The sequence below is a fragment of the Streptomyces minutiscleroticus genome, assembly GCF_014650875.1.
GTDB classification, from domain to species: Bacteria; Actinomycetota; Actinomycetes; order Streptomycetales; family Streptomycetaceae; genus Streptomyces; species Streptomyces minutiscleroticus.
This window is the reverse complement of record NZ_BMVU01000001.1, coordinates 587,440-613,962: the sequence shown is the minus strand read 5'-3', so window position 1 is coordinate 613,962 and position 26,523 is coordinate 587,440. Positions and strand designations below refer to the sequence as shown.

General features: G+C 72.9%; 22 protein-coding genes. 3 read left to right on the top strand and 19 right to left on the bottom strand.

Annotated elements, in window-relative coordinates; genetic code table 11:
* Nucleotides 1–16 precede the first annotated feature (16 nt).
* Nucleotides 17–1,588 (top strand): alkaline phosphatase D family protein, encoded by a 1,572-nt coding sequence (locus IE271_RS02455; RefSeq protein WP_229919099.1) that lies wholly within the window; start codon nt 17–19, stop codon nt 1,586–1,588.
* An 18-nt stretch (nt 1,589–1,606) separates the two neighbouring features.
* Here IE271_RS02455 and IE271_RS02450 read toward each other — a convergent pair whose 3' ends face one another.
* A complete protein-coding gene (locus IE271_RS02450) occupies nt 1,607–2,176 on the bottom strand; it encodes a dienelactone hydrolase family protein (RefSeq protein ID WP_190188414.1) in 570 nt (189 codons plus the stop codon).
* A gap of 262 nt (nt 2,177–2,438) precedes the next feature.
* Here IE271_RS02450 and IE271_RS02445 point away from each other — a divergent pair, with 262 nt between their 5' ends.
* Entirely contained in the window at nt 2,439–3,563 is a 1,125-nt protein-coding gene (locus IE271_RS02445) for a mechanosensitive ion channel family protein (protein ID WP_190188413.1), read from the top strand.
* 127 nt (nt 3,564–3,690) lie between these two features.
* Here IE271_RS02445 and IE271_RS02440 read toward each other — a convergent pair whose 3' ends face one another.
* The 6 genes from IE271_RS02440 to IE271_RS43830 all read right to left on the bottom strand — a co-directional run bounded on the left by IE271_RS02440 (nt 3,691) and on the right by IE271_RS43830 (nt 9,870).
* On the bottom strand, nt 3,691–4,431 hold the full coding sequence (locus tag IE271_RS02440) for an SDR family NAD(P)-dependent oxidoreductase (protein ID WP_190188412.1): 741 nt from the start codon (nt 4,429–4,431) through the stop codon (nt 3,691–3,693).
* A gap of 64 nt (nt 4,432–4,495) precedes the next feature.
* Nucleotides 4,496–6,082, bottom strand: coding sequence for a Na+/H+ antiporter (locus IE271_RS02435; protein WP_190188411.1), 1,587 nt, complete (start codon nt 6,080–6,082; stop codon nt 4,496–4,498).
* 130 nt (nt 6,083–6,212) lie between these two features.
* On the bottom strand, nt 6,213–6,683 hold the full coding sequence (locus IE271_RS02430) for a GNAT family N-acetyltransferase (protein WP_190188410.1): 471 nt from the start codon (nt 6,681–6,683) through the stop codon (nt 6,213–6,215).
* Complete coding sequence (locus IE271_RS02425) at nt 6,680–7,624, bottom strand: RluA family pseudouridine synthase (protein ID WP_190188409.1); 945 nt, start codon at nt 7,622–7,624, stop codon at nt 6,680–6,682. The genes IE271_RS02430 and IE271_RS02425 overlap by 4 nt, the downstream gene beginning before the upstream one ends.
* A 73-nt stretch (nt 7,625–7,697) precedes the next feature.
* Nucleotides 7,698–8,513 carry a signal peptidase II gene (gene lspA / locus IE271_RS02420; protein WP_190188408.1) on the bottom strand — a complete coding sequence of 272 codons (816 nt, stop codon included), beginning with the start codon at nt 8,511–8,513 and terminating at the stop codon, nt 7,698–7,700.
* A 163-nt stretch (nt 8,514–8,676) separates the two neighbouring features.
* On the bottom strand, nt 8,677–9,870 hold the full coding sequence (locus IE271_RS43830) for a TraR/DksA family transcriptional regulator (protein WP_190188407.1): 1,194 nt from the start codon (nt 9,868–9,870) through the stop codon (nt 8,677–8,679).
* A gap of 595 nt (nt 9,871–10,465) precedes the next feature.
* Between IE271_RS43830 and ileS the strand changes: the two genes are divergently transcribed.
* Nucleotides 10,466–13,639, top strand: a complete 3,174-nt coding sequence (gene ileS, locus IE271_RS02410) for an isoleucine--tRNA ligase (protein ID WP_190188406.1) — start codon at nt 10,466–10,468, stop codon at nt 13,637–13,639.
* A 355-nt stretch (nt 13,640–13,994) separates the two neighbouring features.
* Here the strand turns inward: ileS and IE271_RS02405 are convergent, their stop codons facing one another.
* From IE271_RS02405 to IE271_RS02350, 12 genes are all read right to left on the bottom strand, one after another.
* On the bottom strand, nt 13,995–15,158 hold the full coding sequence (locus IE271_RS02405; protein ID WP_190188405.1) for a DivIVA domain-containing protein: 1,164 nt from the start codon (nt 15,156–15,158) through the stop codon (nt 13,995–13,997).
* Between the two features lie 55 nt (nt 15,159–15,213).
* Nucleotides 15,214–15,498 (bottom strand): YggT family protein, encoded by a 285-nt coding sequence (locus IE271_RS02400; RefSeq protein ID WP_188339419.1) that lies wholly within the window; start codon nt 15,496–15,498, stop codon nt 15,214–15,216.
* 50 nt (nt 15,499–15,548) lie between these two features.
* Nucleotides 15,549–16,181, bottom strand: a complete 633-nt coding sequence (locus IE271_RS02395; protein WP_190188404.1) for a cell division protein SepF — start codon at nt 16,179–16,181, stop codon at nt 15,549–15,551.
* Between the two features lie 129 nt (nt 16,182–16,310).
* Nucleotides 16,311–17,030, bottom strand: a complete 720-nt coding sequence (locus IE271_RS02390; protein WP_190188403.1) for a YggS family pyridoxal phosphate-dependent enzyme — start codon at nt 17,028–17,030, stop codon at nt 16,311–16,313.
* Nucleotides 17,031–17,036: 6 nt separating this feature from the next.
* Nucleotides 17,037–17,774 (bottom strand): peptidoglycan editing factor PgeF, encoded by a 738-nt coding sequence (gene pgeF, locus IE271_RS02385; protein ID WP_190188402.1) that lies wholly within the window; start codon nt 17,772–17,774, stop codon nt 17,037–17,039.
* Nucleotides 17,771–18,970, bottom strand: a complete 1,200-nt coding sequence (gene ftsZ / locus IE271_RS02380) for a cell division protein FtsZ (RefSeq protein WP_190188401.1) — start codon at nt 18,968–18,970, stop codon at nt 17,771–17,773. The genes pgeF and ftsZ overlap by 4 nt, the downstream gene beginning before the upstream one ends.
* A gap of 276 nt (nt 18,971–19,246) precedes the next feature.
* A complete protein-coding gene (locus tag IE271_RS02375) occupies nt 19,247–20,047 on the bottom strand; it encodes a cell division protein FtsQ/DivIB (protein WP_190188400.1) in 801 nt (266 codons plus the stop codon).
* 42 nt (nt 20,048–20,089) lie between these two features.
* Nucleotides 20,090–21,178, bottom strand: a complete 1,089-nt coding sequence (gene murG / locus IE271_RS02370; RefSeq protein WP_190188399.1) for an undecaprenyldiphospho-muramoylpentapeptide beta-N-acetylglucosaminyltransferase — start codon at nt 21,176–21,178, stop codon at nt 20,090–20,092.
* A gap of 6 nt (nt 21,179–21,184) precedes the next feature.
* Nucleotides 21,185–22,549, bottom strand: a complete 1,365-nt coding sequence (ftsW, locus tag IE271_RS02365) for a putative lipid II flippase FtsW (RefSeq protein WP_190188398.1) — start codon at nt 22,547–22,549, stop codon at nt 21,185–21,187.
* Nucleotides 22,550–22,630: 81 nt separating this feature from the next.
* Nucleotides 22,631–24,055, bottom strand: coding sequence for a UDP-N-acetylmuramoyl-L-alanine--D-glutamate ligase (gene murD / locus IE271_RS02360; RefSeq protein ID WP_190188397.1), 1,425 nt, complete (start codon nt 24,053–24,055; stop codon nt 22,631–22,633).
* Nucleotides 24,037–25,107 (bottom strand): phospho-N-acetylmuramoyl-pentapeptide-transferase, encoded by a 1,071-nt coding sequence (gene mraY / locus IE271_RS02355; protein ID WP_190188569.1) that lies wholly within the window; start codon nt 25,105–25,107, stop codon nt 24,037–24,039. Before mraY ends, murD begins: the two co-directional genes overlap by 19 nt.
* Nucleotides 25,107–26,522, bottom strand: a complete 1,416-nt coding sequence (locus IE271_RS02350) for a UDP-N-acetylmuramoyl-tripeptide--D-alanyl-D-alanine ligase (protein WP_190188396.1) — start codon at nt 26,520–26,522, stop codon at nt 25,107–25,109. Before IE271_RS02350 ends, mraY begins: the two co-directional genes overlap by 1 nt.
* Nucleotide 26,523 lies beyond the last annotated feature (1 nt).

Below are 26,523 nucleotides of genomic sequence, written 5' to 3'. Positions count from 1 at the left end.
GGCCGCCGGCGCCGTCCTGGCGGGCCCCCTCGCCGCCGCGTCCCCCGCCCGCGCAGCGACCGGCACCCCCGCCTTCCTGCACGGCGTCGCCTCCGGCGACCCGCTGCCCGACGGCGTCCTGCTGTGGACGCGCGTGACACCCGTGCCCGAGGCGATACCCGGCTCCGGGCTCGGCCCTGACGTCGAGGTGCGCTGGACGGTGGCCGCCGACCGGGCGTTCGCGGACGTCGTCGCCGAGGGCGCGGTCACCGCGACCGCCGCCTGTGACCACACCGTCAAGGCCGACGTGCGCGGTCTGCGGCCCGCGACGGACTACTGGTTCCGCTTCACCGCCGGCGGCGCCGCCTCCCCCGCCGCCCGCACCCGCACCGCCCCGGCTCGGGACGCGGCGGTGGCGAACCTCCGCTTCGGCGTGGTCTCCTGCGCCAACTGGGAGGCCGGGCACTTCTCCGCCCACCGCCACCTGGCCGCGCGCGGCGACCTGGACGCCTGGCTGCACCTCGGGGACTACGTCTACGAGTACGGGACCGGGGAGTACGCGGCCCGCGGCACGGTCGTGCGCCCGCACGCCCCCGCGCACGAGACCGTCACCCTCGCCGACTACCGCACCCGGCACGGCCGCTACAGGACCGACCCCGACCTGCAGGCGCTGCACGCAGCGGCCCCCGTGGTCGCGATCTGGGACGACCACGAGTTCGCGGACAACGCCTGGTCCGGCGGGGCCGGGAACCACACCGAGGGCGCGGAGGGCACGTGGTCCGCCCGGCAGGCCGCCGCCCGGCAGGCGTACTTCGAGTGGATGCCGGTCCGCACGGCGACCGAGGGCACCACCTACCGCAGGCTGCGCTTCGGCGCCCTCGCCGACCTGTCGCTGCTGGACCTGCGGACCTTCCGTACGCAGCAGGCCGCCACCGGCAGCGGCGCGGTCGACGACCCCGCGCGCACCCTCACCGGCCGCGCCCAGATGGACTGGCTGAAGGCCGGGCTGAGCGCGTCGGACACCACCTGGCGGCTCATCGGCAACCCGGTGATGATCGCGCCCTTCGCGGTCGGCTCGCTGCCGGCCACGCTCCTCGGGCCCCTCGCCGAGCTGCTCGGACTGCCGCGCGGAGGGCTGGCCCTGAACACCGACCAGTGGGACGGCTACACCGCCGACCGCCGCGAGCTCCTCGCCCACCTGCGCGACCAGGCGATCCGGAACACGGTCTTCCTGACCGGCGACATCCACATGGCGTGGGCGAACGACGTGCCCGTGCACGCCGCCACGTACCCGCTGTCCGCCTCGGCCGCCACGGAGTTCGTCGTCACCTCGGTCACCTCCGACAACCTGGACGACGCCGTGGGCGCGGCCGAGGGCACCGTCTCCGCCGTCGCCGCACCGCTGATCCGCGCCGCCAACCGGCACGTCCACTGGGTCGACACCGACCGCCACGGCTTCGGCGTCCTCGACCTGACCGCCGAGCGCGCGCAGATGGACTACTACGTGCTGTCCGACCGGACCGACCCCGGCGCGACGGCGTCCTGGGCCCGGTCCTACCGCACGCGCAGCGGCACCCAGCGGATCGAGCGCGTCCACGCCCCGGTGTAGGCGCGGGCGGCCGCGGGCCTACAGGCTGTCGAGGAAGCCGAGCGCCACCCGCCAGGTGGCCTCGGCGGCCTCGGCGTCGTGGTCGGGCAGGTCCGGGTCGGTGTACAGGTGCCCCGCGCCGGGGTAGCGGTGGACCTCCACGTCGGCGCCGGCCTTCCGCATCTGCAGGTACCAGGCGCTCAGCCAGTCGTCCGTCTCGAACGGGTCCGGCTCGGCGACGTGCAGCTGCACCGGCAGGTCGTCCACCGACGCGTTCTCGGCGATGTCCGAGGTGCCGTGCAGGAGCAGCAGGCCGCGCGCCTCGGCGTCGCCGAGGGCGAGGGTCTGCGCGGTCGCGGCGCCGAAGGAGAACCCGGCGTACACGAGCCCCCGCCCCGAGTACGGGGCGGCGGCGAGGACCGCGCGCCTGAGCAGCTCGTCGTTGCCGATCTCGTTCTGGCAGGCCATGCCCTCCTCGACGGTGTCGAAGACGCGTCCCTCGAAGAGGTCGGGGGTCCACACCTCGTGTCCCGCGGCGCGCAGCCGGTCCGCCGCGTCGCGCACGGCGGGCCGCAGACCGTAGGTCGAGTGGAAGAGCATGATGTTCATGGGGCCATGGTGCCAGCCCGGCGGCCCCGCCCGTCCCCGGACCCGCCCCGTTCCCCGTGGCCGCGCGCTTCCGGGCCGGCCTCGTCCCGCGTGACCAGCCCGCTCCCGGACCCGCCCCGTTCCCCGTGGCCGTCCGTTCCCCGCGGCCCCGTCCGTCCCGCCGGGGCGTCCGGTCCGCGGGCGGCTCCGCTCGCGCGCGCTACCCAGGGCGGGACCCAGATCACATGTTCATCACCGCCCGGAGCCGGTTACGTTCGCATTCATGGAGAACGTACTGCGTCCGTTGATCGTCGTCGGCGGCACGGTCGTGCTCGTGCTGGTCGTCGGGTGGGCCGTCGACCGGCTGCTGCGACGGGCCGACGAGCGGCACCGCGAGACACCGCTGTGGGGTCTGCTGCGCCGTGTCCGGATCCCCCTCCAGGTGGTCCTGTGCACGGCCGCGCTGAGAGGCGCCTACCCCCAGATGGGGATCCTCACGAACCAGTCGGCGCTGATCGGCCGGGGCCTCACCCTGGTCCTCATCGGCTGCACGGCCTGGCTGGTGATCCGCATCGCGGCGGCGGTCGTGGAGTCCTCGTACGCCCGCTACGCCCACGCGCACCGCGACCCGGCCCGGGTCCGCCGGGTCCGTACGCAGGTGGCGCTGATCCAGCGGGTGGTGACCGCGGTCGTCGGCGTGGTCGCGGCCGCCGCGATGCTGCTGACCTTCCCCGGCATGCGCACGGCCGGCGCCTCCCTGCTGGCCTCGGCCGGCGTCCTCGGCATCGTCGCCGGCGTCGCCGCCCAGTCCACGCTCAGCAACCTCTTTGCCGGCCTGCAGATCGCCTTCGGCGACATGGTCCGGCTGGGCGACACGGTGGTGGTGGACGGCGAGTGGGGCACCGTCGACGAGATCACGCTGACCTTCCTGACCGTCCGCACCTGGGACGACCGGCGGATCACCATGCCGGTCTCCTACTTCACCGCCAAGCCCTTCGAGAACTGGTCGCGGGGCACCCCGCAGATGACCGGCACCGTCTTCTTCCACGTCGACCACTCCGCGCCCGTGGAGGCCATGCGCGAGAAGCTGCGCGACATCCTGCGCGAGTGCCCGGCCTGGGACGGCCGTGCCTGGGACCTGTCCGTCACCGACACCACCCCCACCACCCTGGAGGTGCGCGCCCTGGCGACCGCCAAGGACGCGGACGACATCTGGACGGTGCGGGTCACCGTCCGCGAGCGGATGGTCCGCTGGCTGACCGAGCGTCACCCCTACGCGCTGCCGCGGGTCAACACGGCCGACGCGGTGCTGCCGCCCGGCCGTCCCGACGGCCGTGCGGACGGCCGCGGCGACGGGCACGTGCCGCGCGGCCGCAGCCGGTTCCACGAGGTGCCGAGGAAGGGCTGAGACCGGCACCGGCACCGGCCCGCCCTGAGGGGGCACGACGGGCACGGCCGCCGGGGCACGGACCCGGTTCCGCCGGAGCACGGCCGCCGGAGGCACGGACACGGCCGTCAGGGGCGCGGGGCGCGGTTCAGTGACCGCGCTCCGCGCCCCCGTTCACCTGGATCACCTGGGCGGTGATGTGCCCGGCGCCGTGGGAGGCCAGCCAGTGCAGCGTCGCGGCGACGTCCCCGGGCGTGCCCGCGCGGCCGGTGGATGTCTCGCCGATCAGCCGCTCGCGGCGCGCCGCGTCCACGGCCCCGCCGAAGAAGCCGGTGTCCTCGACGTAGCCGGGCGCCACCACGTTCACCGTGACGCCGCGCGGGCCCAGGTCCCGGGCGAGTTCGAAGGCGTACGGGTGCAGCGCGGCCTTGGAGCCGCCGTACGACCCGCTGCCCGAGCCCCGGTAGGCGGCGATGGAGCTGAGGAACAGCACGCGTCCGCCGGGCGAGGCGAGCCGGTCCCGCAGCGCCTCGGTGAGCAGCACCGCCGTCAGGGTGTTGAGCCGGAAGTTCTCCGTCCAGCTGTGCGCGGCGACGTCGAGCGGGTCGTCGCTCACCGGCCCGGGGACGCGCTGCCCGGCGCCGCCCGCGCTGTGCACCAGGACGTCCACGGTGCCCAGCTCCTCCGCGACGAAGGCGCGCACCCGGCGCACCGCCCCGACGTCGCTCAGGTCGGCCGCGAGGGTGAGCGCGCCCGGCACGTCCGCCGCGCGCAGCACCGGCTCGCGCCGGCCGAGCAGCAGCACCCGGTCACCGTCCGCCGCGAACGCCCGGGCCGTCGCGAGCCCGATGCCCGTGCCGCCACCGCTGACCACCACGTTGCGTGCCATGCGGCCGATGGTAGGAGCGCCCGCCGCGCGGCGCACCGGTTCCGCCGCCCTCCCGCGCCCCCGCTCAGCGCAGACTGCGTACGTCCAGGTGGCGCAGGACTCGGTCGACGATCTCGGGGTCGGAGCCCGGCTCGCTGCGCGCCGCCAGCACCTCGTGGCGGGCCGCGGACAGCATCTCCCCCTGGATCCGGCGGATCTTCCTGATCTGCTTCACCCGCTGCCGGTGCGCCTCGCGCCGCTCCTCCTCGCCGATGTCGGGGCTGATCCGCAGGCCGATGTCCAGGGCCCGGCGCCGCAGCTGCTCGGCCAGGTCCTCGGGCAGTTCCTCGTCCTTCTCGATCTCGTGGAACCGCTGCTTGGCGGCGCGCGCGGCCCGCAGGGCGAGCTGCTTCTCGAACTCCTTCTCGCTCTCGGAGTCGGCCCGCACCCCGAGCCGCTTGACCAGCCACGGCAGGGTGAGCCCCTGGAGGAGCAGCGTGGTCATGATCACGCCGAAGGCGATGAAGACGATCTCCTCGCGGTGCGGGAACGGCGCCCCGTCGTCCGTCTCCAGCGGGATCGCCAGCACCAGCGCCACGGAGGCCACGCCGCGCATGCCGGACCACCACATGACCACGGTCTCCCGCCAGGTCGTGGGGATCTCCTCGTCCTGGTCCCGTTTGCGGTGCATCCGCCGGGCGAGCCAGGTGGCGGGCAGCAGCCACGCCAGCCGGACGAAGACGACGACGGCGACGACCGCGGCGGCCAGCCCGAGCATCTCGCCCCAGCGGCCGGAGGCGGTGCGCAGGGCGATGTGCAGTTCGAGTCCGATGAGCCCGAACGCGACGCCGGTGATCAGCGTGTCCACGACGTCCCAGAAGGTGTGCCCGGCCAGCCGGGTCAGCACGTCGTCGGCGTCGGAGGCGTACTCCGCGAGGAACAGCGCGGTGGTGAGCACCGCCAGCACCCCGGAGCCGTGCAGCTCCTCGGCCAGCACGTACGAGCCGTACGGGACCAGCAGGGTGAGGCCGATCTGCAGCGTGGCGTCGTCGAGGAGGCTCATCAGCCGGTTGGCGACCCAGCCCAGGACGACGCCGACGGCGACCGCGACGACGGCGGACAGCACCAGGTCGAGGGCGGCCTCGGGCGCCGAGAACGTCCCGCTGACGACCGCGGAGATCGCGATGTGGTAGAGCACGATGGCCGTGACGTCGTTGAACAGTCCCTCGCCCTCCAGGATCGACACCAGGCGCCGGGGCAGCCCGAGGCGGCCCGCGACGGCGGTCGCCGCGACCGGGTCGGGCGGCGCGACGAGGGCGCCGAGGGCGACGGCGGCGGCGATCGGCAGTCCGGCCACGACCGTGTGGGCCACGGCCGCCACGGCCGCCGTGGTGACGAAGACCAGGGCCACCGCGAGCAGGAAGATCGGCCGTTTGTTCGCCGCGAACTGCCGCCAGGAGGTGCGCCGCACGGCGGCGTAGAGCAGCGGCGGCAGCAGCGCGGGCAGGATGAGGTCGGGCGGGACCTCGACGTTCGGCACGAACTCCAGGAGGGCGAGGACGATCCCGAAGACCGTCATCAGCACCGGCGCGGGCAGCCCGAGCCGGTCGCCCACGGGGACGCTGACGACGGCCCCGAGCAGCAGCACGAACAACAGGGCCAACTGATCCACGTGAGTGCTCCGCGGGGTCTAGGCGATCAAGCAACCAGACCTCAAGCGTTCCACGTGTCCCGGCCGTCTAACCGGTACGACCGGCCTGCTCGGACACCCGCGCCGGACTTCCCGCGCGATCCGGAGCGATCTAGAGGGAACGCCGCATCGCGCGGTGCGGAATGCCCGCGTCCGGGAACTCGGGCCCGTACGCCTCGTACCCGAGCCGCTCGTAGAAGCCGAGCGCGTGCGTCTGGGCGTGCAGGTCGACCGCCGCGAGACCCCGCGCGCGGGCCGCGTCCTCGACGGCGCGGACCAGCGCGGCCCCGACCCCGAGCCCGCGCGCCTCCCGGGTCACGGCGAGCCGCCCGAGCGAGCCGACCGTGAGGTCGCCGCCGGTCTTGTGCGCCACGCCGGGACCGTGCAGCAGGCGGCCGGTGCCGAGCGGCGTCCCGTCCTCCCGCACCGCGATCACGTGCAGCGCGCCGGCGTCGTACGCGTCGTACTCGATGTCCTCGGGGACGCCCTGCTCGGCGACGAAGACCTCCTTGCGGACCGCGAAGCAGGCCTCGCGGTCGGCGGGGTCCTCGGCGACCCGCACCACGTGGGCCGGCGCGCTCATGCGTAGGTCTCCTCACGCACCCGGTCCAGGGCCTTCTGCAGGTCCTCGGGGTAGTCGCTGGCGAACTCCACCCACTGGCCGTCGCCCGGATGCTCGAAGCCGAGGCGCACCGCGTGCAGCCACTGGCGGGTCAGGCCGAGCCGCTTGGCCAGCGTGGGGTCCGCGCCGTAGGTCAGGTCGCCCACGCACGGGTGGCGGTGGGCCGACATGTGCACGCGGATCTGGTGGGTGCGCCCGGTCTCCAGCTTGACGTCGAGGAGCGAGGCCGCGCGGAACGCCTCGATGAGGTCGTAGTGCGTGACGGAGGGCTTGCCCTCGGCCGTCACGGCCCACTTGTAGTCGTGGTTCGGGTGCCGGCCGATGGGGGCGTCGATGGTGCCGCTCGTCGGGTCGGGGTGGCCCTGGACCAGCGTGTGGTAGCGCTTGTCGACCGTGCGCTCCTTGAACTGGCGCTTGAGCGACGTGTACGCGCGCTCCGACTTGGCCACCACCATCAGGCCCGAGGTGCCCACGTCCAGGCGGTGCACGATGCCCTGGCGCTCGGCGGCGCCCGAGGTGGAGATCCGGTACCCGGCGGCGGCCAGGCCGCCGATCACGGTCGGACCGGTCCAGCCGGGGCTCGGGTGGGCGGCCACCCCGACCGGCTTGACGATCACGACCACGTCCTCGTCGTCGTGCACGATCTCCATGCCCTCGACCGGCTCGGCGACGATCTGCACGGGCGCGGGCGCCTGCGGCATCTCGACCTCCAGCCAGGCACCACCGTGCACGCGCTCGGACTTGCCGACCACCGCCCCGTCGACCTGCACCTTGCCCGCCGCGGCCAGCTCGGCGGCCTTGGTACGGGAGAAGCCGAACATGCGGGAGATGGCGGCGTCGACGCGCTCGCCCTCCAGGCCGTCGGGCACGGGCAGGGTACGGATCTCGGGAATCGTGCTCACCCGTCGAGTATGCCGGACGCGCCCGGCACTCCCGTACGCCCGTCCGCTCCCGTACGCCCGCCCCGGAGCGCGGTCAGTCCTTGTGCACGGTCCCGTCCGGGTCCAGGCCCCGGAAGGACAGCAGCACGATCAGGATGCCGCCGCACACGATCGCCGAGTCCGCGAGGTTGAACACCGCGAAGCCCTTGGGCGCGATGAAGTCGACGACGGCGCCCTCGAAGACGCCCGGCGAGCGGAAGATCCGGTCGGTGAGGTTGCCCAGCGCCCCGCCGAGGAGCAGGCCGAGCGCGATCGCCCAGGGCAGGCTGTAGAGCTTGCGCGCGAGCCGGGCGATCACCACGATCACGACCGCCGCGATCACCGTGAAGATCACGGTGAAGGCCTCGCCGAAGCCGAAGGCCGCGCCCGCGTTGCGGATCGCCTCGAAGCGCAGCCACTCCCCGACGATCTCGATCGGCTCGTGGTGCTCCAGCTTCGCGACCACGAGCATCTTGCTGGCCAGGTCCAGGGCGTACGCCAGGGCGGCGACGGTGAAGAGCACGGCGATGCGGCGCCGCCCTCCGGGCCGCTCCCCCGCCGCGGCGGCCCCGGCGTGCGGGGAACCCTCCGCCGGCGCGGAACCGTCCGGACCGGCGGGAGCGTCCCCGGCACGGGCCGCGGCGCCCTCGGCGGGGGCCGCGCCCCCGGCGGAGGCGCTCGCGTCCGGGGCCGCCGGAGCGGCCCCCGGGGCCCGCTCCGGGGCGGGGGCGGACGGCTCCCCGGTACGGGGCCGCGCCGCTTCGGTGCCGGCCCGTTCGCCCGCTGCCGCGTTCGCGTCGGACTGGCCCGGCTCGGACCCCGCCGCGCGCGGGGTGTCCGGCGTACCGATGATGCGCTCCGCCTCTGCCACGTGAGTCCCTCAACCTAGGTGCCTGACTGGAGACGAGAGTACGGCACGTCCCCGCGCGGCCACGTGCTCAGGAGGGGCACGGGGACGATCGGCGGCGTGCGGGTGCGCCCGGCCGGCGGGGCGGCGTCCTCCCGGTGCCCGGCCGCCGGCGGGGCGGCGCCCCTCAGGGGCGCCGCTCCTGCTTCTGCTTGCACTCGACGCACAGGGTGGCGCGCGGGAACGCCTGCATGCGCGCCTTGCCGATGGGACGGCCGCAGTTCTCGCACAGGCCGTACGTGCCCGCGTCGAGGCGCTGCAGGGCCCGCTCGGTCTGCAGGAGCATCTCGCGCGCGTTGGCCGCGAGCGCCATCTCGTGCTCGCGGGTGATGTTCTTGGTCCCGGTGTCGGCCTGGTCGTCCCCGGCACCGTCGCCGGAGTCGCGCATCAGGCCCGCCAGGGCCCTCTCGGAGGAGTCGATCTCGGCGCGCAGCCGCTCCGCCTCGGAGTCCAGCTCCCCGCGGGCCTCCTCCACCTCCTCGGGCGTCCAGGGCTCCTCGCCGGGGCGCACCGGAAGCTCGCCGGGCTCCGCCGCCGCGGAACGCGCCTTGGGGACCGCGGTGTGCTCGTCCGTCGCCGCGGCCGTGCCAGGACTCTTCTTCGCAACCACCGTCGTGGCTCCCGTCGTCGTCGCGGCCTCGGCCGCGTCCTCGGCCGCGCGAGCGACCGCCTTGTCGGTCGTGCTCCCGGCCGCCGCCCCCGGGGCGGTCCTCTCCCCGGCCGCTCCGCCGTCCGTCCGCTCCACGTTCTTCCCCACCGCGCCCCCGGCATCCCTCGGGCCGTCCGCACGACCGCCGTGCCGCGCGGCGTCCGCCCCGGGGGCGGCCTTCCCGGCACCGTCCCCGGGGGCGGCGCCCCCGGCGCCGGTGCCGGGGGCAGCACCAGGGACAGCGGTGTCCCCGGCAGCGGCCTTCCCCGCCGCGGCCTTCTTCCCCGCCGCCTTCCGGGCCGCGGTCCTCTTCCCCTCCGCCTTCTCGGCCCCTGCCTTCCTCCCGGCCCCTTCCTTCCCCGCCGTCCCCTCGGAGGCGGCCTCCCCGCCGGCCGTCCTCCCGGACCCCCCGCCGGCCGTCCGCCCGGACCCCCCGAGGGCCGTCCGCCCGGCGACCGACTTCTTCGTGGGCACGGGACCGGGCCCGACGTCCGTCTCGGCGACCGACGGCCCGCCGGAACCGGACGGCGCCGCGCCCCCGGCCGTCCGGGCGCCCGGCTCCGCCGCGGACGCCGTCCGCGCGGCCTTCTCCGCGCCGACGCCCCCGGCGCCCGCCGCACCCGTGGATCTGCCCGACGCCGACTGCTGTACGGCGGTCCTCTTCGCCACCATGGCCGCGGCCCCTTCACATATTGTGATCTTGCACGCGAATCGTGCTGGGACGATAAATCGACTCGAGTCCGGCGGCAACGGGGCACGCCGCCCCTTCCGGCCGCCCCCGGAGTGCCGCCCGGCGCACCCGCCGGAGGTGTTCCCAGCTCCGCGACCTGTCGCCGGCCGGCTCCGGCACCCCGGAACGTGTCCGCCGCGGTGTCGCCGTTCGGGTCACCGCCGCGGTCCGCCGCTCCCGCGCGGCGGCGGCGGGAAAACCGGTCCGCCGCCGCCCGCCGGGCGCCGTACACTGGGCACAGCGAAAAGCGTGGATGGGGACGAGTAGCGGCGTACGCGGCCATGAGCGACCCGGGGACGGTGGAAGCCCGGGGGCGAGCGCGTCGTGAAGATCACCCCGGAGCCGCCGGAGGAAAGCCCGCATCCGAGGGCGAGTAGAACCGGCATCGCGACCCCAATGAGGGGGCTCACCGGAGCGCTGGGCGCGCCGGGGGGCCAAGGAGGGTGGTACCGCGGGAGCGCGCCGCACACGGCGCACGTAGCCATACGGCTCTCGTCCCTCCGGACGGAAGGCAGCAAGTCCGCCGGAGGAAGGCCGTTGAACACTCAGCCGCAGTACCGCCAGGTGCCCGCCCAGGTCGACCTGCCCGCCCTCGAGCACGCCGTGCTCGACTTCTGGCGCGAGCAGAAGATCTTCGCCAAGAGCCTGGAGCAGTCCCAGGGCCGCCCCGAGTGGGTCTTCTACGAGGGCCCGCCGACCGCCAACGGCATGCCGGGCGCCCACCACATCGAGGCACGCGTCTTCAAGGACGTCTTCCCGCGCTTCCGCACCATGCGCGGCTACCACGTGGGCCGCAAGGCCGGCTGGGACTGCCACGGCCTCCCCGTGGAGCTGGCGGTCGAGAAGGAGCTCGGCTTCTCCGGCAAGAAGGACATCGAGGCGTACGGCATCGCCGAGTTCAACGCCAAGTGCCGCGAGTCCGTGACCCGGCACACCGACGCCTTCGCCGAGCTGACCACCCGCATGGGCTACTGGGTGGACCTGGACGACGCCTACCGGACCATGGACCCCGAGTACGTGGAGTCGGTCTGGTGGTCGCTCAAGGAGATCTTCAACAAGGGCCTGCTGGTCGAGGACCACCGCGTCGCCCCCTGGTGCCCGCGCTGCGGCACCGGCCTGTCCGACCACGAGCTGGCGCAGGGCTACGAGACGGTCGTCGACCCCTCGGTGTACGTCCGTTTCCCGCTCACCTCCGGTCCGCTCGCGGGCGAGGCCGCGCTCCTGGTGTGGACGACGACCCCGTGGACCCTGGTGTCCAACACCGCGGTCGCCGCCCACCCCGGCGTCACCTACGTCGTCGCCACGAACGGCGAGGAGAAGCTCGTCGTCGCCGAGCCGCTGGTGGCCAAGGCGCTCGGCGAGGGCTGGGAGACCACCGGCGAGACCTTCACGGGCGCCGAGATGGAGCGCTGGACCTATCAACGTCCCTTCGACTTCGTCGAGTTCCCGAGCATCGGCGAGGGAACCGACGGGCACGGTCCCGCCGCGGCGCATTTCGTCGTCAACGCCGAGTACGTCACGACCGAGGACGGCACGGGTCTGGTCCACCAGTCCCCCGCCTTCGGTGAGGACGACCTCAAGGTCTGCCGCTCCTACGGCCTGCCCGTGGTCAACCCGGTCCGCCCGGACGGCACCTTCGAGGAGGACCTGCCCCTGGTCGGCGGCGTCTTCTTCAAGAAGGCCGACGAAGCGCTCACCGCGGACCTGAAGGACCGCGGCCTGCTCTTCCGGCACCTGCCGTACGAGCACAGCTACCCGCACTGCTGGCGCTGCCACACGGCGCTCCTCTATTACGCGCAGCCGTCCTGGTACATCCGCACCACGGCCGTCAAGGACCGCCTCCTCCAGGAGAACGAGAAGACCAACTGGTTCCCGGAGTCGGTCAAGCACGGCCGCTTCGGCGACTGGCTGAACAACAACATCGACTGGGCGCTCTCCCGCAGCCGCTACTGGGGCACCCCGCTGCCACTGTGGCGCTGCGAGGACGGCCACCTCACCTGCGTCGGCTCGCGCGCCGAGCTGACCGAGCTGACCGGCACCGACCAGTCGGACCTCGACCCGCACCGCCCGTACATCGACGAGGTCACGTTCGCCTGCCCGGAGTGCGCGAAGACGGCCGTGCGCGTCCCCGAGGTGATCGACGCCTGGTACGACTCGGGCTCGATGCCGTTCGCGCAGTGGGGCTACCCGTACAAGAACAAGGAGCTCTTCGAGAGCCGCTACCCGGCGCAGTTCATCTCGGAGGCCATCGACCAGACCCGCGGCTGGTTCTACACGCTGATGGCGGTCGGCACGCTGGTGTTCGACAAGTCGTCGTACGAGAACGTCGTGTGCCTCGGCCACATCCTCGCCGAGGACGGCCGCAAGATGTCCAAGCACCTGGGCAACATCCTGCAGCCGATCCCGCTCATGGACCAGCACGGCGCGGACGCGGTGCGCTGGTTCATGGCGGCCGGCGGCTCCCCGTGGGCGGCCCGCCGCGTCGGCCACGGCACGATCCAGGAGGTCGTCCGCAAGACGCTGCTGACCTACTGGAACACCGTCGCCTTCCAGGCCCTGTACGCCCGCACCGCGGGCTGGGCGCCGTCGGAGGCCGACCCGGCCCCGGCCGACCGCCCGGTCCTGGACCGCTGGCTGCTCTCCGAGCTGCACGCGCTCACCGACCAGGTCACCCAGGCCCTGGAGGCGTACGACACCCAGCGCGCCGGCAAGCTGCTGTCCGCGTTCGTCGACGACCTGTCCAACTGGTACGTGCGCCGCTCGCGCCGCCGCTTCTGGCAGGGCGACAAGGCCGCGCTGCGCACCCTGCACGAGGTCGTGGAGACGGTCACGAAGCTGATGGCCCCGCTGACCCCGTTCATCACCGAGCGGGTCTGGCAGGACCTGATCGTGCCCGTCACCCCGGGCGCCCCGGAGTCCGTGCACCTGTCCTCCTGGCCCCAGGCGGACCTCACCGCCGTCGACCCGGAGCTGTCGCGGCAGATGGTGCTCGTGCGCCGACTGGTCGAGCTGGGCCGCGCCACCCGCGCGGAGTCGGGCGTCAAGACCCGCCAGCCGCTGTCGCGCGCGCTGGTGGCGGCGGCCGGCTTCGAGACGCTCGACCGCGAGCTGCACGCGCAGATCACCGAGGAGCTGAACGTCTCCTCGCTGGCCTCGCTCTCCGAGGTGGGCGGCTCGCTGGTGGACACCACCGCCAAGGCGAACTTCCGCGCGCTCGGCAAGCGCTTCGGCAAGCGCGTGCAGGACGTGGCCAGGGCCGTCGCGAACGCCGACGCGGCCGCGCTGTCCCTGGCCCTGCGCGAGGGCACGGCGTCGGTGGAGGTCGACGGCGAGACGATCACACTCGCGCCCGACGAGGTGATCATCACGGAGACCCCGCGCGAGGGCTGGTCCGTGGCCTCCGACTCCGGTGCCACGGTCGCCCTGGACCTGGAGATCACCGAGGAGCTGCGCCGGGCGGGCCTGGCCCGTGACGCGATCCGGCTGATCCAGGAGGCCCGCAAGAACAGCGGCCTGGACGTCGCCGACCGCATCGTGCTGCGCTGGACGTCCACGGACCCGGCGGTCGTCGCGGCACTGTCCGAGCACGAGGCGCTCATCGCCGACGAGGTACTCGCCACGGACTTCGGGCAGGGCGAGGCGGACGACAGCTTCGGCTCCGCCTTCGTCGACGAGGGCCTGTCCCTCGTCTTCCGTCTCCGCAGGGCGTAGCGAGCGCGCGAAGGCCCGGGGCCCCGGATCTCCTCCGGCGGCCCCGGGCCTTCGGCGTCGCCGCCCTCCGTCCGTGCGGGCGCCCGTACGGACGCCCGCCCGATACGAACACCTGTTCACATCCGGCCCGTCCCGCGCGAACGCCGGTTCCGTCCGGAACGGGTGCGCGAGAGCGCGCCTGCGCCGCCTTCCGCGCCCCGCCGTGTACCGTGCCGCCGTTCCAGCCGAACGAGCGACCCCGGACCGGGGCCCCGGCGCACCGGGAGCCCGCGTACGACAAGGGCGGGGCCCCGGGAGACGTACTCCCGGGGCCCCGCCCTGAACGCTGCCGACGTCTACGACGTGAGGAAGACCGTCAGTTGTCGTCCTCGTCGATGAGGAAGCCGCGCATCGGCGACGGAGCCTGCCCCATCGGGGACGGGCCCTGCGGCCGCACCGGCGCCATCGGCTGGGTCATGGCCGGCGACATCTGCTGCTGGCCGCCGCCGTAGGACGGGCCGCCCTGGCCGGGTCCGCCGCCCATCGACTGGTTGCCGCCGTAGGACGGGGCGCTCGCGCCGGCCGGGGCCATGGACGGGGCCGAGGAGGGCAGCGAGGCGGTCGCGGGCGTCCGCGGCGGGGCCAGCGAGTCGTCGGCCTGGGTCTCCAGCTGGCGCAGCTGCGACTCCAGGTAGGACTTCAGCCGCGTGCGGTACTCGCGCTCGAAACCGCGCAGGTCCTCGACCTTGCGCTCCAGCGTGGCGCGGGCGGACTCCAGGGAGCCCATCGCGACGCGGTGCTTCTCCTGGGCGTCCCGCTCCAGGGCGTCGGCCTTGGCGCGGGCGTCGCGCTCCAGACCCTCGGCACGGCTGCGGGCCTCACCGACGATCTTGTTGGCCTCGGAGCGGGCCTCGGCGATCGCCTGGTCCGCGGTCTGCTGGGCCAGCGACAGGACGCGCGCGGCGCTGTCGCCGCCGGGGCCCTGACCGGGCTGGGGCATCTGCGGGCCGCCGTGGCCGCCCATCGGGCCGCCCATGGGACCGCCCATGGGGCCGCCCATCTGCTGCTGCATCGGACCCGGGCCCTGACCCATCGGACCCTGGCCCATCGGGCCGGGACCCTGCGGACCGCCCTGGCCGCCGGGGCCTGCGGGCAGCTGCGGCGCGCCGCTCGGCAGCTGCGGAGGACCGCCCATGGGGCCGCCCATCTGCTGCTGCTGCGGCGGAACCGGCTGCGGGCCCGATATGGCGGCGGGCACGGGGGCGCCCGGACCGCGCATGCCCTGCTGCTGCGGGTGCTGCGGGTGCTGCTGCTGGTCCTGCTGCTCGGGGGGTTTGCGCATGCCCTGCTGCTGGTTCTGGGCCGCGGCACGCGTGGCCGCCGCCAGCTTGGCGCGCAGGTCCTCGTTCTCACGGAGCAGACGGGTCAGCTCGGCCTCGACCTCGTCGAGGAAGGCATCGACCTCGTCCTCGTCATAGCCTTCTCGGAGGCGGACGGTCGTGAACTGCTTGTTCCGCACGTCCTCGGGGGTCAACGGCATCTCTTCACCTCAACGTAGTCGTCGGCATCGTCGGCGTTCGGCAAGACCGTATCGTTCACAGCCGGCTCACAACGGAGATCAGGATGTAGACGATGATCATCAGTACGAAGAAGGACAAGTCGAGCGCCACGCCCCCGAGACGCAGCGGCGGGATGAACCGCCGCAGAAGCTTGAGCGGTGGATCAGTGACAGTGTAAGTGGCCTCCAGAACGACCACCATCGCCTTGCCGGGTTGCCACGAGCGGGCGAACTGGAAGACGTAGTCCATGACCAACCGGAAGATCAGCACGATGAGGAAGCACATCAGCGCGATGTAGACGACATCCAAGACCACGCCCATGATCCGTGCTTCCCTCTCCCCTGTTTCCGTGCTGTGTCTGGTCCTGCGTATCAGCTCTGGTTGAAGAACCCGCCCTCTGCGATGCGGGCCTTGTCCTCCGCCGTGACATCGACGTTAGCAGGAGACAACAGGAACACCTTCTGCGTCACCCGCTCGATGCTGCCGTGCAGGCCGAAGACCAGACCGGCCGCAAAGTCGACAAGTCGCTTCGCGTCGGTGTCGTCCATCTCCGTGAGATTCATGATCACCGGAGTGCCCTCACGGAAGTGTTCCCCGATGGTACGGGCCTCGTTGTAGGTCCGGGGGTGGAGCGTGGTGATCCGGTACGGCTCTCGCTCGGACACGACCTTGGGCATGATCACCGGCGCGTTCTTCTCCAGACTCTGACGTTCTTGTGTGATGGACGCCACGGGTGCGATACGCGCCGGACGCCCGGTTTCGGCGGGAAGCGGTGCGGAATGGGACACCGGGTCGCGCTGCGCCGGGGGCTGTACCACGCGTACCGGTTCCTCCCGGTGGGGCGGGTGCGCCTGATGCGGCGGATCGTGCCGCCGGTGGTCCCGCTCGGGCTCCGGATCGAGTTCGGGCTCGAAGTCGTCGTCGGGGTCGAAACCCCGGCCGTCGTACCCATCGTCCTCCACGAGGCCGAGGTAGACCGCCATCTTGCGCATCGCGCCGGCCATGCTCTGAGTCCTCCGCTCTGTGGTGGATCGGCTGACGATTGCCAAGTGCCCGCGATCCACGAGGTCGTATGCCCGCCTTCGTGGCGGTAATGACCATATTTTCTGCTGTGGTCCGACTTCTTGGCGACGTTACCCGAGCCCGGCACGGACTCCGAGTACCGCGGTACCGATGCGCACATGTGTCGCTCCGGCCGCCACGGCCTGCTCGAGGTCCGAGCTCATCCCTGCCGAGACCATGTTCGCAGCCGGATGAGCCCGGCGCAGGTCGGTCGACAAATCCATCAGCCGCTCGAACGCCGCCTGTTCGCGTCCGGCGTACGGGCCGGTGAGCGGGGCGACGGTCATCAGGCCGTCGAGCCTCAGCCCCGGCGACCCGGCCACGAGGTCGGCCAGTTCGGGGACGCCCTCGGGCGCCACACCCCCGCGGGCTCCCCGCCCGCTCTCGTCCGCGTCGAGCGCGACCTGCAGGAGGCACCCCACCTCGCGCCCGGCGCGCACCGCCTCCCGGGACAGCGCCGCGACCAGCCTGGACCGGTCGACGGACTGCACGAAGTCCGCGTAACCGACCACGGAACGTACTTTATTGGTCTGCAGTTGACCGACGAAGTGCCACGTCAGCGGCAGGTCCGCGCACGCGGCGGCCTTGGGCGCCGCGTCCTGGTCGCGGTTCTCGGCGACGTGCCGCACGCCCAGTTCACACAGGACGCGCACGTCGCTCGCGGGGTACGTCTTGGTGACCACGATCAGGGTCACCTCCTCGCGGGCGCGGCCCGCCGCCGCGCACGCCGCGGCGATGCGCTCCTCCACCTTCGCCAGGTTCGCGGCGAGTTGATCCTTACGTTCCGTCATGCCCCATCAGTCCAGCCATACATAGCCCGCGAGCCGCCCCGTGGTGCGGTCGCGGCGGTACGAGAAGTGATCGTCCGACTCCCGCGTGCACACGGAGGACCGCTCACGGTCGCGCACTCCGAGCCGTTCGAGCTGTGCGTGCACGCCGGCGGTCACGTCCACGGCGGGTGTGCCCCAGCTCGTCTCGGCGTACGCGGCCGGCTCGACGGCGGCCACCTCGTCCCGCATGTCCGCGGGGACCTCGTAGCAGCGGCCGCAGACGGCGGGGCCCGTGCGGGCGACGATCCGGGCGGGCTCGGCGCCGAGCCGGACCATCGCCTCGACGGCGGCGGGCACGACCCCGGCGACCATGCCGGGCCGGCCGGCGTGGGCGGCGGCGACGACCCCGGCGACCGGGTCGGCCAGCAGGACGGGGGTGCAGTCGGCGGTGAGCACGGCGAGGGCGAGGCCGCGGCGGGCGGTGACGACCGCGTCGACCTCGGGCACGGGGCGCTCGCCCCACGGTCCGTCGACCACGGCGACGTCCCGTCCGTGCACCTGGTTCATCCACACGACGCGCGCCGGGTCGATCCCCAGCGACTTGGCGGCGATCTCGCGGTTGGCCCGTACCGCCTCGGGGGCGTCGCCGACCGCCCCGCCGAGGTTGAGCTCCTCGTACGGAGCGGCGCTCACCCCGCCCCACCGGTCGGTGAAGCCGAAGTGCGCGCCGCTCGTCGTGCTCGTGCCGGAGCGTGGTCCTATCACTTCAGGAAGTCCGGTACGTCCAGCTCCTCGGCCGCGCTGTCCGAGTAGGCGCGCGACGGCGGGACCGGCGGGGAGACCGGCAGTTCGGGGGCCGGGGCCGGCTCGGGCGCGGCGGGCTCCGGGGCCTCCTTCGGCGTGACGCTGCCGAGCGCGCCGAAGGACGGGCGGCTCTCGACGGGGCGGGGCGGGGCGGGCTCCTCGCGCTTGGCGGAGGAGGAGCCGAGGACGTTGTCCCGCTTGGCCGGCGGCTGTCCGCCGTCGAAACCGGCGGCGATCACGGTGACCCGCACCTCGTCGCCGAGCGCGTCGTCGATGACGGCGCCGAAGATGATGTTGGCTTCCGGGTGGGCGGCCTCGCTCACCAGCTGGGCCGCCTCGTTGATCTCGAACAGGCCGAGGTCCGAGCCGCCGGAGATGGACAGCAGCACGCCCCGGGCGCCGTCGATGGACGCCTCGAGGAGCGGCGAGGAGATCGCCATCTCGGCGGCGGCCACCGCGCGGTCGTCGCCGCGGGCCGAGCCGATGCCCATGAGCGCGGAACCGGCCTCGGACATCACGGACTTGACGTCGGCGAAGTCGAGGTTGATCAGGCCGGGCGTGGTGATGAGATCGGTGATGCCCTGGACGCCGGAGAGCAGGACCTGGTCGGCGGACTTGAAGGCGTCGAGCACGCTGACCTGGCGGTCCGAGATGGACAGCAGCCGGTCGTTCGGGATGACGATGAGGGTGTCGACCTCTTCGCGCAGCTCGGCGATGCCGTCCTCGGCCTGGTTGGCGCGGCGGCGGCCCTCGAAGGTGAACGGGCGCGTGACGACGCCGATGGTGAGGGCGCCCAGGGAACGCGCGATGTTGGCCACGACGGGTGCACCGCCGGTGCCCGTGCCGCCGCCCTCACCGGCCGTCACGAAGACCATGTCGGCCCCCTTGAGGACCTCCTCGATCTCCTCGCGGTGGTCCTCGGCGGCCTTGCGGCCGACGGCCGGGTTGGCGCCGGCGCCGAGCCCCCGGGTGAGTTCCCGGCCGACGTCCAGCTTGACGTCGGCGTCGCTCATCAACAACGCCTGCGCGTCGGTGTTGATGGCGATGAACTCGACGCCCTTCAGACCGACCTCGATCATCCGGTTGATGGCATTGACACCACCGCCGCCGACACCGATGACTTTGATGACTGCGAGGTAGTTCTGCGGTGCTGCCACGTCGAAGGCCTCTCGCCTCGAGTTACGTGTCGCCGCCTCGCTGTGCCGCGATCCGACGACTGATGCCGAATGGGACGGTCCGATACGCCGACCCGAACCCTAACGCTGAAGTTTAGGGTTACCAGTGTGTCTGTTCCCTGGACTCTTCCGAACAGGACACTAAGTCGACAAGTGGCGCACGTTCAACGAACACGCCGAACCTCCCGTTTTTCTTTTCACCCTATGTGATCAGCCATAGGGGTGCCCAACCAGGGTGCTGGCCTGCACGGATGTGCGTCAACTCGCCGATGCCGCCGGAGCGGTGGGAACGCTCACGTCGAAGTGGAGCGCGCCCGGGGACGCTTTCATCAGCGCGGTCAGCGTCCTGGCCTTGGCCGGGCCCTTCTCACCGCTCCCCCAGTCGACGGTCCGGTCCCCGGTCAACTCCAGGGAAATGCCGTCGTAGGAGGCGACGCGAACCACGCGGGCGTCACGCGCCACGGCGGCCGGAATGTCACCTGCCACCCGGACCGCCTCGCCCATCAGCCGGTTTGCCCCGAAACGTCGCAGGCTGGCGGTTCCCGTGGCGGACTGGGAGGCCGTCAATTCCAGGGTGGGAACCCCTTCCGGGGCACGGGAAACCGTGGCAAATCGCACCCCTTCCGCGTCCACTTCGATGAACTTTCCACCCTTTTCGACAAGAAGAACCGGAGTCCGCTCGGTCACTTTCAGCCCGATTTCATGTGGCCAGGATCGGACCACGTCGACCGAGGCGATACGCGGCAATTCCGAGCGCAGTCTCGCCTCGACGGCATCGGTGTCCACGGAAATCAACGGGTGCCCCAGAGGGACGTCCGCCGCCGCGCGCACCTGAGCGGGCGTCAGGACGCGCGTGCCGGAGACGGTGACGCGCTCCGCGCGCAGCCACTGCGAGCCGTACAGGACCCAGAGCGCCGCCCCGCCGAGCAGGACGGCGCCGAGGGCCAGGAGGGCGAGCGCGCGGGGGCGGACGAGCCGCGCGAGGCGGCGGGGCGGCCGGGGCGGGCCGGACTCCGACTGCTGCCGTCCACCGCGCTCGGCGGTCACCGGTCCGGCCACGTGCTTGCCCCTGCCTTCCTCGAAACGAAGGGCGGTGCCGCCCTAGCGGCGGGCGGCGATCGCCTCGTACACCATGCCGACGAGCAGGTCGTCGGCGTCCCGGCGGCCGAACTCGCCGGCGGCGCGGGACATCTCGTACAGCCGGTGCGGGTCGGCGAGCACGGGCAGTACGTGGGACTGGACCCACTGCGGGGTCAGCTCCGCGTCGTCGACCAGCAGACCGCCGCCGGCCTTGACCAGTGGCTGGGCGTTCAGCCGCTGCTCGCCGTTGCCGATCGGCAGCGGGACGTACGCGGCCGGCAGCCCGACGGCGGACAGCTCGGCGACGGTCATCGCGCCCGCGCGGCAGAGCATCATGTCGGCCGCGGCGTACGCGAGGTCCATCCGGTCCACGTACGGTACCGGGATGTAGGGGGGCATCCCCGGCATCTGCTGGACGTGCGGCAGTTCGTTCTTGGGGCCGACCGCGTGCAGGATCTGGATGCCGGCCTGCTGGAGGAACGGCGCGACCTGCTGGACCACCTCGTTCAGGCGCCGGGCGCCCTGGGAGCCGCCGGAGACGAGCAGGGTCGGCAGGTTCGGGTCGAGACCGAAGGCGGCGCGGGCCTCCGGGCGCACGGCGGCCCGGTCGAGGGTGGCGATGGAGCGCCGCAGCGGGATGCCGATGTAGCGGGCGTCGCGCAGCTTGCTGTCCGGGGTGGAGACGGCGACCCGGGCCGCGTACCGCGAACCGATCTTGTTGGCCAGGCCCGGCCGGGCGTTCGCCTCGTGGATCACGATCGGCACGCCCAGGCGCTTGGCCGCGAGGTAGCCGGGCAGCGCCACGTAGCCGCCGAAGCCCACGACCGCGTCCGCCTTGGTGCGCTCCAGGACCTGCTCGGCCGCCTTGATCGTGCCGCGCAGCCGCCCGGGGACGGTGATCAGCTCGGGGGTGGGCTTGCGGGGCAGGGGCACGGCGGGGATCAGCGCGAGTTCGTAGCCGCGCTCGGGCACGAGCCGGGTCTCCAGGCCCCGCTCCGTGCCCAGGGCCGTGATCCCCACGGTCGGGTCCTGCCTGCGCAGGGCGTCCGCGAGGGCGAGCGCGGGCTCGATGTGGCCGGCGGTCCCCCCACCAGCGAGTACGACATGCACCGAAATTCACCGCTCTCCGGACGGACGCGCGGGAGCGCGCCGTCGCATCGTGTTCCATCTCCGAGGCCCCCGGTTCGACACGGAGCCTCGCACCGCGACTCGCTTTCTACCAAAACGGGGTTGCCGCATCGCAAGCGCCGCCCGCGCGGCGGGGTCCTCCCGCGCGAAGGCGATCAGCAGCCCGACGGCGAACATGGTCGGCAGCAGGGCCGACCCCCCGTAGGAGAACAGCGGGAGGGGGACTCCGGCGATCGGCAGCAGGCCGAGCACCGCACCCACGTTGATCACGGCCTGGGCCGTGATCCAGGTGGTCACGCCTCCCGCGGCGTACCTCACGAAGGGGTCCTCCGTGCGTCCGGCCACGCGGATACCCGCATAGCCTAGAGCCGCGAAGAGCGCGAGGACCGACAGCGTACCCGCGAGGCCCAATTCCTCACCGGTGATGGCGAAGATGAAGTCGGTGTGGGCTTCGGGCAGTTGGCCCCATTTCTCCACACTCGCTCCCAGGCCCGAGCCGAAGAACCCGCCCGAGGCGAGCGCGTAGATGCCGTGCACGGCCTGCCAGCACTGGTCGTTCGGGCCGGGTTCGGAGGCGCCGATGCAGGCGAGCCGGGCCATGCGGTTGGGGCTGGTCCTGATCAGCAGTACGCCGATGGCCGCGGCGACGGCGAGCACGCCCGCGAACAGCCGCGTCGGCGCGCCGGCCAGCCACAGCAGGCCGAACAGGATCGCCGTGAGGATGATCGCGGTGCCCATGTCGCCGCCGAGCATGATCAGCCCGAGCAGCATGAAGGCCACCGGGACCAGCGGCACCAGCATGTGCTTCCACTGCGTCAGCAGCCGCTTGTCGCTCTTGCGGGCGAGCAGGTCGGCGCCCCACAGCACCAGCGCCAGCTTGCCGAACTCGCTGGGCTGGAGCTGGAAGGGGCCGCCGATGGAGATCCAGTTCTGGTTGCCGTTGACCGACCGCCCTATCCCCGGGATCTGCACCAGCACCATCAGGAAGACGGAGACCGCGAGCATCGGGTAGGCCAGCGCCCGGTGCAGCCGCACCGGCATCCGCGAGGCGGCCAGCAGCAGCACGGCGCCGATGACGGCGGCCAGGAACTGCTTGCGGAAGAAGTACGACCCGGGCAGCGACAGCTGCAGCGCCGTGATCATCGAGGCCGAGTAGACCATGACCAGGCCGAGCACGGTGATCAGCAGGCTGCTGCCGAGGATCAGGTAGTACGCGGTCAGCGGCCGGTCCCAGGCGCGCCGGACGCGGGCCACCAGCCGGTGCACCGGGGTGTCCCGGGGCGGGCTCGACGCGACGGCGGGCCGCCGGGCCGCCCGCTGCACGGGCGGCCGGGTACGACTACTACTGGGCATCGCTACCTCCGCATCCGCCGGACACCGGACGCAACCCTGTCACGCGTCCCTCCGAGGTCGCCCGGCGGGGCGGCCGGACTCTCAGGCGCCGAGTCCGCGGACGGCCTCCGCGAACGCGTCGCCGCGCTGGTTGTAGTTGGCGAACATGTCCATCGAGGCGCAGGCCGGCGCCAGCAGCACCGTGTCCCCCGGCTCGGCGAGCCGCGCCGCCTCCCGCACCGCCTCGGACATCGCCCCAGTGTCGGTCCGGTCGAGGTCGACGACGGGTACCTCGGGCGCGTGTCGCGCGAGTGCTTCGCGGATCAGGTGCCGGTCGGCGCCGATCAGGACGACGCCCCGCAGCCGCTGCGCGGACCCCGCGACCAGCTCGTCGAAGGCCGCGCCCTTGGCCAGGCCGCCGGCGATCCACACGACGGGGTCGTACGCCGCCAACGACGCCTGTGCGGCGTGGGTGTTGGTGGCCTTGGAGTCGTCGACGTACGCGACCCCGGCCACGTCGGCCACGTGCTGGATGCGGTGGGCGTCCGGGCGGAAGGCCCGCAGGCCGTCGCGGACGGCCGTGGCGGGCACGCCGAAGGCGCGGGCCAGGGCCGCCGCCGCCAGGGCGTTGGCGATGTTGTGCGGGGCGGGCGGGTCGACGTCGGCGACCTCGGCGAGCTCCTGGGCGTTCTTGTGCCGGTTCTCGACGAAGGCGCGGTCGACCAGGATGCCCTCCACGACGCCGAGTTGGGACGGGCCGGGGGTGCCCAGCGTGAAGCCGACGGCCCGGCAGCCCTCCTCCACGTCCGCCTCGCGCACCAGGTCCTCGGTGGCCTTGTCGGCGACGTTGTAGACGCAGGCGACCGTGTTGCCCTCGTAGATCCGGCCCTTGTCGGCGGCGTACGCCTCCATGGAGCCGTGCCAGTCGAGGTGGTCGGGGGCGAGGTTGAGGACGGCGGCGGAGTGGGCGCGCAGGGAGGGCGCCCAGTGCAGCTGGTAGCTGGACAGCTCCACGGCCAGCACGTCGTACGCGGCGTCGCCCTCCAGGACCACGTCGACGATCGGCGTGCCGATGTTGCCGACCTCGGCCGTGCGCAGCCCCGCGGCGCGCAGGATCGAGGCCAGCATGCGGGTGGTGGTGGTCTTGCCGTTGGTGCCCGTGACGGCCAGCCAGGGGGCCGCGCCGGGGCCGCGCAGCCGCCAGGCGACCTCCACGTCGCCGACGACCTCCACGCCCGCCGCCGCGGCCGCCGCGAACAGCGGGCTCGACGGCTTCCAGCCCGGCGAGGTGACGACGAGGTCCGTGCCCTCGGGGAGCGTCTCCGCGTCGCCGAGGCGCACCGCGAGGCCCCCCGCGCGCAGGCCCTCGGCCCGCTCCCGCAGCGCCTCGGAGTCGCCGCCGTCCACGACGGTGACCGACGCGCCGAGGCCGGCCAGGGCGCGCGCGGCGCTGACGCCGCTCACGCCGAGACCGGCGACGGTGACGTGCCGGCCTGCCCAGGAGGTGGTCATTTCTCCGCTGCCCATCCCGCGTAGAAGATTCCGAGGCCGACGATCACGCACATGCCCTGGATGATCCAGAAGCGGACCACGACGAGCACCTCGGACCAGCCCTTGAGCTCGAAGTGGTGCTGGAGCGGGGCCATCCGGAAGACCCGCTTGCCGGTGAGGCGGAAGGAGCCGACCTGGATGACGACCGACATGGTGATCAGCACGAACAGGCCGCCGAGCAGCGCGAGCAGCAGCTCGGTGCGGGAGCAGATCGCGAGGCCGGCGAGCGCGCCGCCGAGCGCGAGCGAACCGGTGTCGCCCATGAAGATCTTGGCCGGGGAGGTGTTCCACCACAGGAAGCCGAAGCAGGCGCCCATCAGGGCGGAGGCCACGACCGCGAGGTCGAGCGGGTCGCGCACCTCGAAGCAGGCCGCCGGGTTGGTGAGCGTGGCCGCGTTGGCGCACGACTCCTGGAACTGCCAGACGCCGATGAAGGTGTAGGCGCCGAAGACCATCACCGACGCGCCGGTGGCCAGGCCGTCCAGACCGTCCGTCAGGTTCACGCCGTTGGACATGGCCAGGATCATGAACAGCGCCCAGACCACGAACAGCACCGGGCCGATGGTCCAGCCGAAGTCCGTGATGAAGGAGAGCTTCGTGGAGGCCGGGGTGTTGCCGCGGTTGTCCGCGAACTGCAGCGCGAGCACCGCGAAGGCGATGCCGACGATCAGCTGGCCCGCCATCTTGGCCTTGGCGCGCAGACCGAGCGAGCGCCGCTTGACGATCTTGATGTAGTCGTCCAGGAAGCCGACCAGGCCCATGCCCGCCATCAGGCCGAGCACCAGCAGACCCGAGAAGGTGATCGGCTTGCCGGTGATCACCTTGCTGGCGAAGTACGCGATGATCGTCGCCAGGATGAAGGCGATGCCGCCCATGGTCGGCGTACCGCGCTTGCTGTGGTGCTCGCGCGGGCCGTCGTCGCGGATGTACTGGCCGTAGCCCTTGCGCGCGAGCAGCTTGATCAGCAGCGGCGTGCCCACGAGCGTCAGGAAGAGTCCGATGACGCCCGCGAACAGGATCTGATTCATCATCGGGCGGCAACCTCACCCTCGGCACCGGTCTCGAGCAGCGCCTGCGCCACGCTCTCCAGACCGACCGACCGGGACGCCTTCACGAGCACGACATCCCCCGGGCGCAGCTCGCTGCGCAACAGGTCGACAGCCGCCTGTGCGTCGGACACGTGCACCGACTCCTCACCCCACGAACCCTCGTTATATGCGCCCAGTTGCAGCCAGGACGCTTCCCTGCCCCCGACCGCGACGAGCTTGCTGACGTTGAGCCGGACGGCGAGCCGTCCGACCGCGTCGTGCTCGGCGAGCGCCTCGTCACCGAGCTCGGCCATCTTGCCGAGCACCGCCCACGTACGGCGCCCCTGGCCCATCGCCACGAGCGCGCGCAGGGCGGCTCGCATGGACTCGGGGTTCGCGTTGTAGGCGTCGTTGACGACCGTCACGCCGTCCGGGCGCTCGGTGACCTCCATGCGCCAGCGGGAGAGGGAGCCCGCCTCGGAGAGCGCCACTGCGATCTCGTCTGCGGGCATGCCCAGCTCATGGGCGACGGCGGCCGCGGCGAGCGCGTTCGACACGTGGTGCTCACCGTACAGGCGCATGGTCACGTCGCTGCACCCGGAGGGTGTGTGAAGCCTGAACGAGGGCTGTCCGGCGGCCGTGAGACGGACGTTCTCCGCCCGTACGTCCGCTTCGTCGGACTCTCCGAAGAGCAGGACGCGCGCCTTGGTGCGCGCGGCCATGGCCCGCACGAGGGGATCGTCGGCGTTGAGGACCGCGGTGCCGCCGGCGTCCGCGGAGGGCAGGCTCTCCACCAGCTCGCCCTTGGCCTGGGCGATCTGCTCGCGGCCGCCGAACTCGCCGATGTGGGCGGAGCCGACGTTCAGCACCACCCCTATCCTCGGCGGGGTGAGGCCCGTGAGGTAGCGGATGTGGCCGATGCCGCGGGCACCCATCTCCAGGACGAGGTAGCGGGTCTCCTCGGTGGCGGTGAGCGCGGTGAGGGGCAGTCCGATCTCGTTGTTGAGCGAGCCCGGCGTGAAGACGGTCGGGGCCATCCGGCCGAGGACCTGGGCGATCAGGTCCTTGGTGCTGGTCTTGCCGGCCGAGCCGGTGAGGGCGACGAGGGTGGCGCCGAGCCGCTCGACCACGTGCCGGGCGAGGGCGCCGAGGGCGGCCTGCACGTCGTCGACGACGATCGCGGGGACGCCGACGGGGCGGGAGGCCAGTACGGCGGCCGCGCCTGCCTCGACGACCCGGGCGGCGAAGTCGTGGCCGTCGACGCGCTCGCCCACGAAGGCGACGAACAGGCTGCCGGGAACGGCCTCCCGGGAGTCTCTGACGACGGGTCCGGTGACCTGGACCGACGGATCCGGTATGTCGTGCGTCTGCCCGCCGACCACTGATGCGATCTCGGCGAGGGAGAGGGCGATCACA